A 13,651-nucleotide genomic window follows, 5' to 3' on the forward strand; every position below is an offset into this window, starting at 1 on the left:
TTTGATCGACTTTGAACGACTCTTTCAAAGCTAGGATGCCCACAACAGCTGTCCAGGAAAAAGGGGAAGAAAGCGAAGGCATTAGGGACACAGCCGAGGCGTAATGGAAAAAACGGAACAAGCTTTCCTGAAACGACCACTTTTGGACGCCGTTCCGTTTTTGGAGTGTAGCCGTGCAGGGATGCCCCCATGCAAGTGGCCCTACTAACGGAGCGTCTTCCCCTTTTTCCTCCCCCGATGCAATGGCCCGTGGTTGTAATTTCAGTTCGACTCATTTAGTATAGGTAGGATAGGAATTCAGGCGTCGTGGAACAAACGCCTCTAGGAATATGAGTGAAGCTAGCCGGTTTTATTGCACCCCACTGTCCATGCAGTCTTTGGTGTGGCGAATCGGGTCGCTTGTGAAAGGAAGTGGAAATGATGGCAAAATCGTTTGCGTCTTTTGGCTTTCGACCGGAGCTGATGCAAGGGATTCAAGACCTGTACTATAAAGAACCAACCGCTATTCAGGAAGAAGCGATTCCGCTGATTCTGGAGGGCAAGGATGTGATCGGACAAGCGCAGACGGGAACGGGGAAAACAGCGGCGTTCATGCTGCCCATTCTCAACGGCTTGGAGGAAGGGAAACGGGATATCCAAGCCTTGATCCTGACGCCGACCCGCGAGCTGTCCATCCAGATCGCAAAGGAAGTCGAAAAGCTGGGTAAGCATGTGAATGTCAATGTTTTGTCGCTCCACGGTGGTACGGATATCGACAAACAGCTCAACAAACTCAAAGATACCGTTCATATCGTCGTAGGTACGCCAGGACGTGTATTGGATCATATGAAACGCGGATCGCTGCACTTCGGCCGCATCTCTACGCTCGTATTGGACGAAGCCGATAAAATGATGGAGATGGGCTTTTTGGAGGATGTCGAGCAAGTCATCGTCCATACTCCGAATCAACGTCAGGTACTGCTGTTCTCGGCGACGATGCCGGACACAGTGAAAAAGCTGGCGCATCGCTTTATGAAGCAGCCGCCGCACATCAAGATCGAAGGAAAACAAAAAACAGTAGAACGCATCGAGCAATATTACTACGTCGTGAACCAAAGCGACAAGACAGACGCGCTCGTCGACCTGCTGGAGCAGGAGCAGCCTTTCCTGACCATCGTTTTCGCCAACACGCAGGTACGCGTGCAGCAGCTGACGGCTCGCCTGCAGGAAAATGGTCTGTCGGCACAGGCACTGTACGGTGATTTGTCACAAAACAAACGGGAGCAGCTGATGAAGCAGTTCCGTGATATTCGCTTCCAATACTTGATCGCCACCGATATTGCGGCGCGCGGCTTGGACGTGGAAGGCGTTACGCACGTGATCAACTACGATCTGCCGAACGACGTAGAGAGCTATATTCACCGCGTCGGCCGTACAGGTCGGGCAGGGCAAAAAGGAAAAGCGATCTCGCTGATCTCTCCGCGTCAGAAAAACCTGATGGGACGCTTTGCCAAAACGACAAAAGCAACAATCGAGGAAAGAATTTTGCAAGCAGGACGCCATCTGGATGCTGGCCGTCGTGAACGTGCCGAAGAGCGGGAAGCCCACTTCGTTGAACTGCGCGAGCAGCAGCAGAAGGAACAGAAGAAGGAAAAAGATAAAGAGTTTGCTCCGATTCGCGAGGCGATCAAGAAGAAGACAAAGGTCAAGCCTGGCTACAAGAAAAAACTGGCGCGTGAGCTGGACGAACTCCAAACGAAGTACGAGCAGAATCGGAAACGTGCGGAAGCAATCGCCGCGCGAAAAGCAGGCAAGACCGCTAAACCAGCTAGTGCTGGAAAGCCAGCGAAGGGTGGAGCAAGCAGACCCGGAGACAAGAGCCAGGGAGGAAGGCCGTTCCGTCCATCCGCAGGAAAAGGCAAATCAAGAGGGTAAAAAAAAGATGACAAGCTGTCCGGATCTGGTAAGGGTCCGGGCAGTTTTTTTGTATGGCCATGCTGGATGCAGCCTTTACTTTTTAAGGAGAAGGGGCTCCGGTGTGGGAGATACGAAAATAATGAAGGTAAAAGGAGCGATATCCAGAAAAATTCCTGTTCTTTTCGTGAATGCTCCTAATAATTGAAAGTCTTGGTATAATCGAAAAAAAGGAGGCGGTACGGATGGATCACATAGATCAGGAAATTTTGCAGCTGCTTAAAAACAATGGCAGGATGACGAGCTCGGAGATCAGCAGGCAGGTGCATTTGTCCGTACCTGCCGTATCGGAGCGCATCCGCAAGCTAGAGGAGTCAGCCGTCATTGATCGCTTTACGGTAAAGCTCAATCGCGAGCAGCTCGGCCAGCAGCTCCTTGCCTTCATCATGGTGCAGTTGGAAAAGCCCGAGCATGTGGAGGAATTTCGCAAGGTCATTTTGCAGGCGGACAGTGTATTGGAATGCCACCATATGGCGGGTGCCTACGATTATATGCTCAAGGTAGCGCTTTCAGGCACGAAAGAGTTGGAGCGGCTTATTTCAGACACGATTAAGCAGGTGCCGGGTGTCGTCAAGACGAACACGATGATTGTGCTCTCTTCCATGAAGGAGGAGATGTGAGATGACGGCTGTGTGGAACGGCTTGCTTTTTGGCATGCTGCTGCAGCTGTCGGTGGGGCCGGTTTGTCTGGCTGTTTTGCAACGATCCATCTCCCTCGGCTTTCGGCAAGCGTGGTGGATGATTGTTGGGGTAGCGCTAGTAGATGCCGCATACATGGCAGGAGCGATTGGCGGGCTTGCGCTGCTTTTGCAAATAAACATGGTCAAGCAGTTGGTTGTTATCGGCGGTGCAGTCACCCTTATTTGGTTTGGGATGGGAAGTATGCGGGCAAAAGTCACGGATGCTGGTGTCGTGCAGGCAGCTGCTTCGGGTACTGCTGACAATGCCCCGTTGTCCATGCCTGCGGCGGAGCGAAAAGAGAGGGAAATCGGCAAGGGGAGAAGCTTTCTCTACGGAGTTGGCTTGACGCTGACGAATCCGCTGACCATTCTTTTTTGGGCGGGCGTATTTGGCTCGCTGATGTCGTCTCAAACGACGTTGGCTGGTGGCCAGCTGTTTGGCTTCGCAGTGGGGTGTGTTCTCTCTACGCTGCTGTTTCTTACAGGGATCGCCAGGCTCGGTACCTATGCGGCAAAAATGCTGCACCCTGTATGGCTGAAACGATTTAACCTCCTGGTAGGTCTCTTCCTCATTGGCTTTGCTATTGTTCTTTTCTTTCAAAATCATTGGTCCTTTTGAAATAGTGTTTTCCACCTAACGCAATGGGGTAGAATATAGGTAGATAGGACCCTTTGTGCAGACTGCAACAAAGTACGGGGTGTGAGGAGAGGCACGCGATGAAGGATTTTTGCATGAAATGTGGTAGCGAGATGAGCCCAGGGGAATACACCTGCAAGGTATGTGGGCAGAACGACATGGATGAATATCGGCTGATTCGAAATTACGTCAGGAGCTTCCCGAATTCGAATGCCATTCAGATTGCCAATGCAACCGGCATCTCGGTATCAAAAATCTTGCGCTATATCAGGGATGGCTCACTTACCGTCGTGGACAGCCATACCCGTCGAGGAAGATAAATCGAAAGAAAAACAAGCCCACCGCAAAAGCAAGCGTGCTTTTTAGGCAGTGGGCTTATTTGACGTTGCTAGAGCCAACGCAACCCTTTGGGATAATGGTTTTTCAGCTGACCGTCCACATGTTTTCCCCATCCTAGTGAAAATCCGTTTACGGTAATCAGTGTCCAGCCGTTGCTGCCTTCCCGGCTGAGCGCTTCTCCCTTCAAATAGCGAAGCAGATCGGGATCTTCCGCGGAGAAATCAGCGACGCGTGCAGCCTCCTGCGCAGAGAGGGCAAGTGCCAGCGCATGGCTAGGTTCGAGTCGATTCTTTTTCACCGTTCCGAGATGCAGTCCGACACGCAATACTTTGATGCCGTCCCAATCCAGCTCGGGTGCAGGTGAGTAGAAGAGCTGCTCACCAAACAGCAGGAAGGCGCGATCATCCCCCAGATGACGCGATAGGTGGGGAAGCGCGTCTGCTGCAAAGGAGCGCCAAGCAGCGATGGCTTCCTTGCGTCCTGCAGGAGCTGATTTGGCTCGTTTTTCTTTCCGCTTTTTGGGGACCTCTGCCGGCTGATCGGCATCAGCGCTTTTGTGCAGCTTGGCGAGGTAGTGCCCCTCGCCGCTGAGTAGATGCGGCCAAAGCCTTGCCGTTTGCGCCAGCTCATCGGAGACTGGCGTTGCCCACTCGGGGTGCCCAGAGGAAAAATGCTCGGGATGCGGGAGTGGTATGATCGAGAACTCCGGGTGGCGCTCGAGGAAGATCGCCATCGATTGCTCGTTTTCCAGAGGGGCGAACGTACAAGTCGAGTACACCAGTGTCCCCCCTGGCTTTAGCATGGCAGCAGCCGCATCGAGAATATCGATTTGCATCCGGTGGCATTCGAGCACTTTATTCGGAGACCATTCGTCGATCGCTTCCGGGAGCTTGCGAAACATGCCTTCTCCTGAGCAAGGCGCATCTACGAGAATCCGGTCGAAAAATTGAGGGAAGCGTTCCATGAGCCGCTCTGGAGTTTCGTTGGTGACGACCGCGTTTGGCACGCCGCAGCGCTCCAGATTTTCCGAGAGGATACGTGCGCGCACCGGATGAATTTCGTTTGCGATTAGAAGACCTTCACCCAGTAGAGCAGCAGCGAGCTGCGTCGACTTTCCGCCGGGTGCTGCACACAAATCCAGGATGGTTTCGCCAGGCTGTGCCTCCAGACATTCTGCAGCTGACATGGCGCTCGGCTCCTGCAAATAGTACAAGCCGGCGGAATGATACGGATGCTTGCCCGGTCTCATCCCTTCTTGATAGCGAAAGCCGTTGGCACACCATGCAACCGGCTCCACAGGAAAAGGTGTGAGGGCGAGAAAGCGTTCGCGAGCGATTTTCAGAGGGTTCACGCGCAAACCGTGAAAGAGGGGTTGTTCGTATGAAGCGGCGAATGCATCGTACTCGTCCTGCAGCAGGGCCCGCATCCGTTCTGTAAAAGCAGTAGGTAAAGATTGTGTCATAGAAGCCTCCGTTGTCAGAATTTGGCCGATGGGTAGAGGAAAAGATAGAATCATGGCGAATCTTAGAAAATGAGGTGAGAGCATATGAAAGGATCCCGTGCGGAACGCTACCGCTCCCGGCGGAGGAACGACTCGGAAGTCAGCCGGTTTTGGATCATGGGGTTGCTTTTCTCACTGCTGGTGCTTGCTTTTGAATTTTTGATCGAGATTCCCGCCGACGCAGATTGGCTGCAGGAGATGGAGATGGCGCTGTTTTCCGCCAGCTTTACCTTGCTTGCCTTTTATCTGTTAGGGCTTACGTTTGTATTTTCTCGCGGGCAAAGGGTTGGGAAGATCAATCACCAGGTCATTATCTACGTATGGCTGGGAGCGATTCTGTTTCACTTGTTCCTGCTCATCAGCAACTTGTCCAATCAGCATGTCTACAAAGCAGGGATCATCTTATTTTTAGGCCCATTGTTCTTGACTGTCTACCATTTTATCACGTACTTGTCCGCATTGCGCGAGGAGCGTGCGGAACAGGAAGCGGCTACGGGTGCTTCGATGGAGCGCGTCGCCTATCAGATGATTTTAGAAGGCAGCAGGGTGTACAGTGAAATCAATCGATTGAAGACGGAGTACCCCGAAATCGAACAAATGCTACGTGCCAACGACTTCCACAACAAGCTGGAACGCTATGCTCTGGAAATGCAGCAGTATTTGCAGGTCAAGCAATTCGAGCGCAAGGACGTGGAATTATTGGAGGGCCATTATTATTTTCTGGAAAACCTGCTGACATTGGCAAAGCAGCATCCAGGGATTATCGAATCCCGTCATTTTGCTCGTCGTGAAGACTAATGGTTTGATGGCAAAGGAGAGAGTAGAAACATGTTCTGGAAGAAAGAAAAAGGTCAGGCAGAAGCACAGACAGCAGTAGCGATTGCAACAGAGGAAACGCAAAGTCAAGACGTGTGGAGAAATGAGCTGCAAGCCCTTTATGAACAGATGGGAGAAGCTCTTTCGCAAAATGGGGAAGTAAATGCCGAGCATGGAAAACTCATACAACTGGTTGCCCAAATGAAAGGCGTCATCGAAACGATCAAGGCGATTAACGAAAGTGATGACGAATCAGCGGGTCAGCTGCATGTTCGAGGGGAACGACTGACCGCCATCAGCGAGCAATCCATGCAGCGTGCAGAAGCGGGGAAATCCGCGATGACGGAAGTAGTCGAAGTGATGAGTCTCTTGGAGGCAGAGTCTGTCAATACGGCGCGCTCCATGAGCCGGCTCGAGGACCGTTCATCGGAGATCACCAGCATCGTCAAGGTGATCAGCGACATCGCCAACCAAACCAATTTGCTGGCACTGAATGCAGCGATTGAGGCTGCACGCGCTGGTGAGCAGGGTCGAGGCTTTGCCGTGGTAGCAGATGAAGTGCGCAAGCTGGCTGAAATGACAGCGAATTCGACTAAAACAATCGCCGAGTTGATCGGAAAAATTCAGGAAGAGACAAAAGAAGCGCTGATGAACAGCGAAAAGAACAGCTCAGCGATCAAAAACGGCCTGTCCATCAGCCGAGATGCCTCCGGCAAGATGGAGGGAATCGTACAGGCTTTCCACGAGGTAAGCGTAGAAGTTTCCGGTGTCATGCAAATCATCGAGCATCAAAAACAATTTGCGGATGAAGTAGCCAAGCAGGTGGGGGAAGCCGTTCAGCTGCTGGGTGATTTAAATCAAGACCTGACTTTGCACGTGAGCAGAGCGAAGGAAGTGGAACAGCTCCTGCAAGTGAGTGTAGAGGATGGAAAGCGCGTACTCTCCGAATAGCTTTCTAAAGTATGACTGCCTTACCTATTTTTTATTTGACTATTCAATCGAGAAGTCTATAATCGAAAGTGGACTAACCAAAAAATTCCTGTAACTTGACAATTCGACAAAACATTCGCTATGAATGGGCAAACCCATTGAAAGGTGGGGACGCAAAGCCACGGGCCTACGGATCTTCTCTATGGCAGCCGGGTTGCCAACTAGCAGGTTTTTTCATGCTGTCTAACGGCTCCCTTCTGGCGATGGGGGCCGTTATTTTTTTGGACAAGGGAGAGGAGAAGGGATATGTTGATTCTACAAGCTTTGAACAAGCAATTCATCTATGGGGAGTGGAGGGACGGACTCGCTTCACGGAAGCTGCTGGATCTCAATCCGTACAACGGTGAAGTCATTACAGAATTCCAAATGGCCAGCTTGCAGGATATCGACGAGGCCTATCAAGCCGCTGCTCGTGCAAAAAAGGAATGGGATGAAGTGAATCCCTACGTCAAGTCGCGGATATTGGGGCGTGCGGTGGACTACATCGATGCTCACGAAGAAGAAATCATCGACATCATTATCAAAGAGCTCGGTGGGACACGCCTCAAAGCGTTTTTTGAAATCGGTCTGGTGAAGGACATCATCCGGGAAGCGGCGACATTCCCCGTGCGCATGGAAGGCAAAATTCTCCCATCTCCTGTCGACGGAAAAGAAAACAGGCTGTATCGCATTCCAGCAGGAGTAGTAGGGGTCATCAGCCCCTTCAACTTCCCGTTCTATCTGTCCATGAAATCCGTAGCTCCGGCTCTGGGGGCAGGGAACGGCGTTGTGCTGAAGCCGCATGAGCATACACCGATCATGGGTGGTACGCTCATCGGAAAAATTTTTGAAGAGGCTGGACTTCCCAAAGGCTTGGTCAACGTGATCGTAACGGACATCTCGGAAATCGGAGATGGATTTGTGGAGCATCCGATTCCGCGCATTCTCTCTTTCACAGGCTCCAGCCAGGTAGGCAGCCATATCGCGCAGGTCGCTGCCAAGCATTTTAAAAAGGCGATTCTGGAGCTGGGCGGAAACAGTGCGCTGATCGTACTGGAGGATGCGGATATCGAGTACGCTGTTAACGCAGCAGTGTTTAGCCGTTTTACCCACCAAGGCCAAATTTGCATGTCAGCGAACCGTGTGCTCGTCCATCAAGACGTATACGATCAGTTCCTCGATCAATACGTGAAGAAAGTGTCCTCGCTGAAAGTGGGAGACCCGTACGATCCGGACACCGTCATCGGTCCTTTGATCAATGATCGTCAGGTGAAGAGCCTGATGAGTACCATTGAGGAAGCGATCGGGGAGGGAGCGACTCCGATCTTGAAGGGCGAGGTAACCGGAAACGTCGTAGCTCCCATCATTTTGACGGATGTCACAACCGATATGGCCATCGCCTCCAAGGAGCTGTTTGGACCCGCGGTATGCATTTTCAAATTTGCATCCGAAGAGGAAGCGGTTCAGATGGCAAACGAAACGCCATTTGGACTCTCAGGAGCGATTCACACGCGCGATCTCGAGCGTGGAGCACAGATGGCGAAGCGAATCGAGACCGGGATGATCCATATCAACGACGGTACGATTAACGACGAGCCGATTGTCGCGTTTGGCGGAGAAAAGCATTCCGGTTTGGGACGTTTGAATGGGCAGTGGAGCCTGGAAGAGTTTTCGACGCTCAAGTGGATCTCCGTTCAGCATAAGCCTCGTCAATTTCCTTATTAATCATGTAGAGTTAGGTGGTCAGCGATGAAGACAGTGGGAGAATGGGAACAAACAGATCAGGAACAAACGTGGGAAGCGGCGGACAGCACTCAACCGACAGAACCGTCCGAATCCGCAGAAACGGCAGAATTGCTAGAGGCTTTTATGAAAGTGGCTCCGTATCTGAACGACTTGATTTCCGATGACGTTACGGTGGGCGTCTATGATACAGAAAAGCTGCTGATGAACATTCCGGGGAAGACATTTGCTCTGCAGGTGACACCTGGCGATCCTTTGCAAGAGGGAGATATCATTACGACTGCCATCCGTACGAATACGCATCAATCGATGATCGTACCCAAGGAGCTGTTCGGGTTTCCCCTGATCGCCCGTGCTGTTCCGCTTCATGACAAGCAAGGGCGTGTAGTCGGGGGCGTCGGCATCGGTTCCAGCATGGAGCGGGCAAATGTTCTGTACGAGATTACGGCCAATCTCTCCAGTGTCGTGGAACAGGTAAGTGCGACGACAAATAGCATGGCGTCCGAAATCAGCAAATTAAACGAGCAGATGCGCGGCATCTCCGTTCAAGCCAAAGACGTCAGCGACAGTACCGGGGAGATCGAGCAGATCGCGCTGGCTGTGAAAAAGATTGCGGACCAAAGCAACATTCTGGGGCTTAATGCGAGTATCGAAGCAGCGCGGGTAGGGGAGGCGGGGCGTGGTTTTGCCGTCGTGGCCAACGAAGTGCGCAACATGGCGAGCAACTCCCGCGAGAATGCAGAGAAAATCAAACATACGACCGATTCCATCCGAGAGCTGATCGTGCATCTGCAGACATCCATCGAGCTGATCAATCAGACGATGGAAAGTCAGGCATCGGCTACTCAGCAGATTTCCGCGACGATGATAGAGGTCAGCGACAATACGCAAAAGCTGGCTGACTTGGCCGAAGAAGCATTCCAATCCAAATAAAAAAGCTTGTTTCATGTAACGAAACGTCCTTCCCTTGTGTCATACAGGAGAGGGACGTTTTTTGGTACAGGAAGAATTAATAAGATTCTTAGCCAGTATAAGTGCAACTATGGCTCCGCCACAAAGCATGGTGCCAAGTTTTCTAATTGCATCCGACTTTTCGATTAATGGATGGATAGGGGGATATCATGATCAAGCGCGTAAGTATGCTTCTCGTAATAGCTACGCTCCTAACGTCATTCATGTTCGCTCCAGACGAGACCAGTGCCGACGATGGACCTCGCCCTTGGACAAAGCCGGTAGAAAAGGAAACGAGCGAAGCGATCAAAGGTGGAACACATAAAAAGCAGGAAATCAAATTTGGCGATGGCGGCCTGTACTGGATTCACCAGCTGACCGCTCAGCAAAATCAGCAGCCGTATGTCGTGAAGATCCCGGTTCGCGGTGATCAGGCGACGTTTCGTTACCGTGCGATCGCGGAGAACATGCAGCCTTACTGGGCTATCGCGCCATTGCGTGATCTTCATACACTCCCGCTCGCCACAGGTTTCATCGAAACAGAGGGCAAGTCGATCTGGGTGGGAGCGCCGATCGTGTATGCGCCCATGGGCAACGGGACGATCAACGAAAAAAAGGATATGGCACTTCCCATTACCGTACGGAAATCCGCAGGGGGCTATGTACTAGAGGCCAGCTTGCCGATACGAGCCGGTCACGTGAGCGAAATGTGGGCATTGGAATCTCCCGAGCCGCTCGTCGTATGGGGCCAAGAAAAGCTGGACAGCATCTGGCTCAACCTGGATGTGACAGATAATGCCAAATGGCTGTATGACGGATACTATTACAAGAGTCCTTCGACTTATGTGCCGTATACGGATACTTCCTACTGGCGTATACCTGAAAACTATGTGCTGCACTCCTTCATGTACACAGGCGGAAGCAAGGCAGCGCGAGAGATGGGATACGTGATGCTAAAAGCGAGCCTCAAACAGCAGGATCAGCTAGGCTACTGGAAGTCCCTTCCTCGCTCGGAGTGGCTGCGGGAAGATTACGGCATAACGGAAGGCTTCTACGATACTCGCTTTAATACGGGAGCGGCTAGTTTAATGCTCCAGGGATGCACCCAATATCAAGAAGCAGAATTTTGTGAATCTACACAAAGATACGCGCTCTTTTTCCAACAGCATGCGGTAGGGAATCATTATGTAATCGAAGGCGTTCGCCCAGGCTGGCTGGTAGCCGACTACGCGTTAGTAGGGAAACCGTCTGATACGCACGTTTCACTCAACCATCAGCTGGCGGAGATTAACTTCTTGTACAGAAGCTATTTGCAATTTGGCAATCCTACGGACAAAGATCTGGCCGATATCATGCTTGGCGGCGTGGTCAATCTCGGGTCCAAATGGATTGTCCAAAATGGCGATCTCCATTACGCTTATTATCCGAACGGTTCCTTTGGTCGCGTCGACTACCCGTATCTGACGTACAACGACCTTTTGGAAACGCAGCAGCTTTACAGCCAGCTGCATGGCATGGAGGATGCGACGCTTGCGAAGCTGATCGAAAGCAAACTGGCTTGGATGAAGCAAAATAATGTGGCCTATGTCTCCACGAAGTGATAGAAAGGCAGCCTTATCGTCAGCGTTAGACGGGAAGGCTGCCTTTATTCATGGAAAAATGATTTAGTCGAGAGTCTTTTCGAGAGCAAACAGTGTCAGAAAACTGACGGCTTCACGCAGCTCAACGCTTAAGCGTCCCGCAATATCAGGCGTAATTCCTTCTTTATAGACAGGCTCTTCGTCTTTTCGGACAAAACCATTCTCTGAAGCCAGCTTTTTGGCCTCCCATGGCATCATCGTATTTTGAATAGTGGCTTCTTCATACAACCGGCGATAGCTATGGGCGCGAGGGCCAGCTGTTGGACCTAAGATCCCGAGCACGAGGGTGCCGCCAGGCTTTAAAACACGTCGCAGCTCGAGGAGTGCTTTCAAAGGGGAAGGGGTAAATTCCACGACGTTGATAGACAAGGCGCCAGCGAAGGTATTGTCTGCAAAAGGGAGCTGGCTGATATCACCTGTTTGAAAAGGGAGCGACAATCCTGCTCTTTTTGCCCGGTCATTGGCGAGACGAATCATTTCCCCGGCAATGTCGATACCCTCCACTGCGTAACCAATCGATGCCAGCTTGCAGCTCGCATAGCCGTCTGCACAGCCTGCATCGAGGATAGGACCATCGCTGATCGATACGTATTTTTGCAAGAAAGGCAGGATCGTACGGCGACTGCCGTTTTCCCACATGTTGTCGCTGTTTGCATGCCAGTCTGCAGCAAATTGGTCCCACTTTTCGGCTGCAAGGGTGCTCCATTCGCTCATAAATTTATTTGCCCCTTTCTGCTTGCTACTTTATCTACTTTTGCCCATATTGTATCAAGCAAACGGGTGGCTGCGTATCTTTTTTACGACCGAAGAAATCGGCGAAAACCAGCAAAGGCTGCCAGAAATCTCTGGCAGCCTCGCTTTGAATCATGCAGTTTCACAGGGTGATTCAATAGAAGAAGGATAAGCTTTGGAATGAAATTAGCAGCCGTCGCAGCTACAAGCAACAATTGTTAATAATACGAAAAGAACCAATACCAATGCAAAATTGTCGTCGAAGAAACTCATTGATATCACCCCTAATTGAGATTGAGGAAAAACCCCAAGATCAAGGTATGCAAATCTAGGAACAATGTAAGGGCTTTAAGCGGGGAGATGATAATTTGGGTGTGATACGTTTTTGGCTTCCAGGTGTATCAAGAAAACGACTAATCGCGTACTTTAATCAATAAAAGCGGTTGAGCGTTTTCGCGTTATTTCGCGTTCTTGCATAAGCAAGCGCTTCCCGTGTACGCTCGAGATAACGACTAAATAATCCCAATTATCAAATAACCATAACGAATGAATGAAAATAGTGGAGGGGTAGCGATGGCGAACACCGATTTTTTTCCTATTCAGGACTGGGACTATCTGGAGTTTTATGTAGGAAATGCAAAACAGGCGATGCATTATTTCACGAAATCGTTTGGCTTTGAAACGGTGGCGTACGCAGGGCTGGAGACAGGCTCTAGGGAAAAGGTTTCTTATGTACTCAAGCAAAACCACATGACCTTTGTCATTTCAGGGGCGCTCACACCCGATCACCCTATCGCCGAATTTGTGAAAAAGCACGGCGATGGAGTCAAGGACGTCGCCCTTCGGGTAGAAGACTGTGAGCAGGCGTATCGTGAGGCGGTTTCCCGTGGAGCGATCGCGATCATGGAGCCTACCGAATATACGGACGAACATGGAACGGTGAAGAAAGCGATCATCGGGACGTATGGCGAAAATATTCATACCTTCATCGAGCGGAAAAATTACAAGGGCCCATTTTTGCCAGGCTACAAAGCGTTCCAAGCGCCAGTAAAAGGAGAAGGCTCAGGACTAATTGGCATCGACCACGTCGTCGGAAATGTAGAAGTCATGGACGAATGGGTTTCCTATTATCAGAAAGTCATGGGCTTCACGGCTGTACAAAATTTCAGTGAAGACGACATATCCACCGAGTATTCTGCGTTGATGTCCAAAGTGATGCAGAGCGGTACCGGACGGATTAAATTCCCGATCAACGAGCCAGCCGAAGGCCGTCGCAAATCGCAGATTCAAGAGTTCCTCGAATTTTACAAAGGACCTGGTGTTCAACACATCGCAATCTTGACGAATGACATTATCAGCACGGTTAGCAAGCTGCAGGCCAATGGCGTCGATTTCCTTTCCGTCCCTGATACGTACTACGAGGATCTGAAGGAGCGCGTGGGAGAAATCGACGAGGATCTGGAGTCGCTGCGAAAGCTGGGGGTTTTGGTGGATCGGGATGACGAAGGGTACCTGCTGCAGCTGTTCAGCAAGCCCATCGTTGACCGTCCGACGCTGTTTATCGAAATCATTCAGCGAAAAGGGGCACGCGGGTTTGGGAACGGCAACTTCAAAGCGCTGTTCGAAGCACTGGAGCGCGAGCAAGAGCTCCGGGGCAACCTGTAAGAAAAAAGTTACGGGACATTGGGGC

At 51.1% G+C, this 13,651-nt stretch carries 13 protein-coding genes and 1 riboswitch; of the genes, 10 read left to right on the forward strand and 3 right to left on the reverse strand.

Annotated elements, in window-relative coordinates:
- Window positions 1-420 precede the first annotated feature (420 nt).
- The 4 genes from EDM55_RS14240 (at window position 421) to EDM55_RS14255 (ending at window position 3,590) form a co-directional block, all read left to right on the forward strand.
- Window positions 421-1,914 (forward strand): DEAD/DEAH box helicase, encoded by a 1,494-nt coding sequence (locus EDM55_RS14240; protein ID WP_092268474.1) that lies wholly within the window; start codon window positions 421-423, stop codon window positions 1,912-1,914.
- 224 nt (window positions 1,915-2,138) lie between these two features.
- On the forward strand, window positions 2,139-2,573 hold the full coding sequence (locus EDM55_RS14245) for an Lrp/AsnC family transcriptional regulator (protein ID WP_092268475.1): 435 nt from the start codon (window positions 2,139-2,141) through the stop codon (window positions 2,571-2,573).
- A 1-nt stretch (window position 2,574) separates the two neighbouring features.
- Window positions 2,575-3,252 carry a LysE family transporter gene (locus tag EDM55_RS14250; RefSeq protein ID WP_122960581.1) on the forward strand — a complete coding sequence of 226 codons (678 nt, stop codon included), beginning with the start codon at window positions 2,575-2,577 and terminating at the stop codon, window positions 3,250-3,252.
- A 98-nt stretch (window positions 3,253-3,350) separates the two neighbouring features.
- The gene (locus EDM55_RS14255) at window positions 3,351-3,590 is read left to right on the forward strand and encodes a hypothetical protein (protein ID WP_092268477.1); all 240 of its coding nucleotides are present in this window, start codon (window positions 3,351-3,353) and stop codon (window positions 3,588-3,590) included.
- A gap of 68 nt (window positions 3,591-3,658) precedes the next feature.
- Here the strand turns inward: EDM55_RS14255 and EDM55_RS14260 are convergent, their stop codons facing one another.
- Window positions 3,659-5,071, reverse strand: coding sequence for an RsmF rRNA methyltransferase first C-terminal domain-containing protein (locus EDM55_RS14260; RefSeq protein WP_122960582.1), 1,413 nt, complete (start codon window positions 5,069-5,071; stop codon window positions 3,659-3,661).
- Between the two features lie 84 nt (window positions 5,072-5,155).
- Here EDM55_RS14260 and EDM55_RS14265 point away from each other — a divergent pair, with 84 nt between their 5' ends.
- From EDM55_RS14265 to EDM55_RS14285, 5 genes are all read left to right on the forward strand, one after another.
- Entirely contained in the window at window positions 5,156-5,908 is a 753-nt protein-coding gene (locus tag EDM55_RS14265; RefSeq protein ID WP_092268479.1) for a hypothetical protein, read from the forward strand.
- Between the two features lie 30 nt (window positions 5,909-5,938).
- Entirely contained in the window at window positions 5,939-6,877 is a 939-nt protein-coding gene (locus EDM55_RS14270; protein ID WP_092268480.1) for a methyl-accepting chemotaxis protein, read from the forward strand.
- 117 nt (window positions 6,878-6,994) lie between these two features.
- Window positions 6,995-7,078, forward strand: a riboswitch (cyclic di-GMP riboswitch).
- A gap of 84 nt (window positions 7,079-7,162) precedes the next feature.
- Window positions 7,163-8,620, forward strand: a complete 1,458-nt coding sequence (yfmT, locus tag EDM55_RS14275) for a benzaldehyde dehydrogenase (RefSeq protein WP_122960583.1) — start codon at window positions 7,163-7,165, stop codon at window positions 8,618-8,620.
- A 144-nt stretch (window positions 8,621-8,764) separates the two neighbouring features.
- A complete protein-coding gene (locus tag EDM55_RS14280; protein ID WP_246070925.1) occupies window positions 8,765-9,571 on the forward strand; it encodes a methyl-accepting chemotaxis protein in 807 nt (268 codons plus the stop codon).
- A 188-nt stretch (window positions 9,572-9,759) separates the two neighbouring features.
- Window positions 9,760-11,190 (forward strand): hypothetical protein, encoded by a 1,431-nt coding sequence (locus tag EDM55_RS14285; RefSeq protein ID WP_122960584.1) that lies wholly within the window; start codon window positions 9,760-9,762, stop codon window positions 11,188-11,190.
- Between the two features lie 63 nt (window positions 11,191-11,253).
- Here the strand turns inward: EDM55_RS14285 and EDM55_RS14290 are convergent, their stop codons facing one another.
- Together EDM55_RS14290 and yjcZ are read right to left on the reverse strand one after the other, a co-directional pair.
- Complete coding sequence (locus tag EDM55_RS14290) at window positions 11,254-11,943, reverse strand: class I SAM-dependent methyltransferase (RefSeq protein ID WP_122960585.1); 690 nt, start codon at window positions 11,941-11,943, stop codon at window positions 11,254-11,256.
- Between the two features lie 204 nt (window positions 11,944-12,147).
- Window positions 12,148-12,234 (reverse strand): sporulation protein YjcZ, encoded by an 87-nt coding sequence (gene yjcZ, locus EDM55_RS14295; protein ID WP_092268485.1) that lies wholly within the window; start codon window positions 12,232-12,234, stop codon window positions 12,148-12,150.
- Window positions 12,235-12,534: 300 nt separating this feature from the next.
- On the opposite strand from yjcZ, the gene hppD reads away from it, so the two are divergent.
- A complete protein-coding gene (gene hppD / locus EDM55_RS14300; RefSeq protein ID WP_122960586.1) occupies window positions 12,535-13,626 on the forward strand; it encodes a 4-hydroxyphenylpyruvate dioxygenase in 1,092 nt (363 codons plus the stop codon).
- Window positions 13,627-13,651 lie beyond the last annotated feature (25 nt).

Source organism: Brevibacillus centrosporus, from assembly GCF_003710815.1.
GTDB classification, from domain to species: Bacteria; Bacillota; Bacilli; order Brevibacillales; family Brevibacillaceae; genus Brevibacillus; species Brevibacillus centrosporus.

Bases quoted from the DNA above. Each gene is read 5' to 3' on its own strand.
- EDM55_RS14240 (WP_092268474.1), top strand. From the start codon at position 421: ATGGCAAAATCGTTTGCGTCTTTTGGCTTTCGACCGGAGCTGATGCAA.
- EDM55_RS14245 (WP_092268475.1), top strand. From the start codon at position 2,139: ATGGATCACATAGATCAGGAAATTTTGCAGCTGCTTAAAAACAATGGC.
- EDM55_RS14250 (WP_122960581.1), top strand. From the start codon at position 2,575: ATGACGGCTGTGTGGAACGGCTTGCTTTTTGGCATGCTGCTGCAGCTG.
- EDM55_RS14255 (WP_092268477.1), top strand. From the start codon at position 3,351: ATGAAGGATTTTTGCATGAAATGTGGTAGCGAGATGAGCCCAGGGGAA.
- EDM55_RS14260 (WP_122960582.1), bottom strand. From the start codon at position 5,071: ATGACACAATCTTTACCTACTGCTTTTACAGAACGGATGCGGGCCCTG.
- EDM55_RS14265 (WP_092268479.1), top strand. From the start codon at position 5,156: ATGAAAGGATCCCGTGCGGAACGCTACCGCTCCCGGCGGAGGAACGAC.
- EDM55_RS14270 (WP_092268480.1), top strand. From the start codon at position 5,939: ATGTTCTGGAAGAAAGAAAAAGGTCAGGCAGAAGCACAGACAGCAGTA.
- yfmT (WP_122960583.1), top strand. From the start codon at position 7,163: ATGTTGATTCTACAAGCTTTGAACAAGCAATTCATCTATGGGGAGTGG.
- EDM55_RS14280 (WP_246070925.1), top strand. From the start codon at position 8,765: ATGAAAGTGGCTCCGTATCTGAACGACTTGATTTCCGATGACGTTACG.
- EDM55_RS14285 (WP_122960584.1), top strand. From the start codon at position 9,760: ATGATCAAGCGCGTAAGTATGCTTCTCGTAATAGCTACGCTCCTAACG.
- EDM55_RS14290 (WP_122960585.1), bottom strand. From the start codon at position 11,943: ATGAGCGAATGGAGCACCCTTGCAGCCGAAAAGTGGGACCAATTTGCT.
- yjcZ (WP_092268485.1), bottom strand. From the start codon at position 12,234: ATGAGTTTCTTCGACGACAATTTTGCATTGGTATTGGTTCTTTTCGTA.
- hppD (WP_122960586.1), top strand. From the start codon at position 12,535: ATGGCGAACACCGATTTTTTTCCTATTCAGGACTGGGACTATCTGGAG.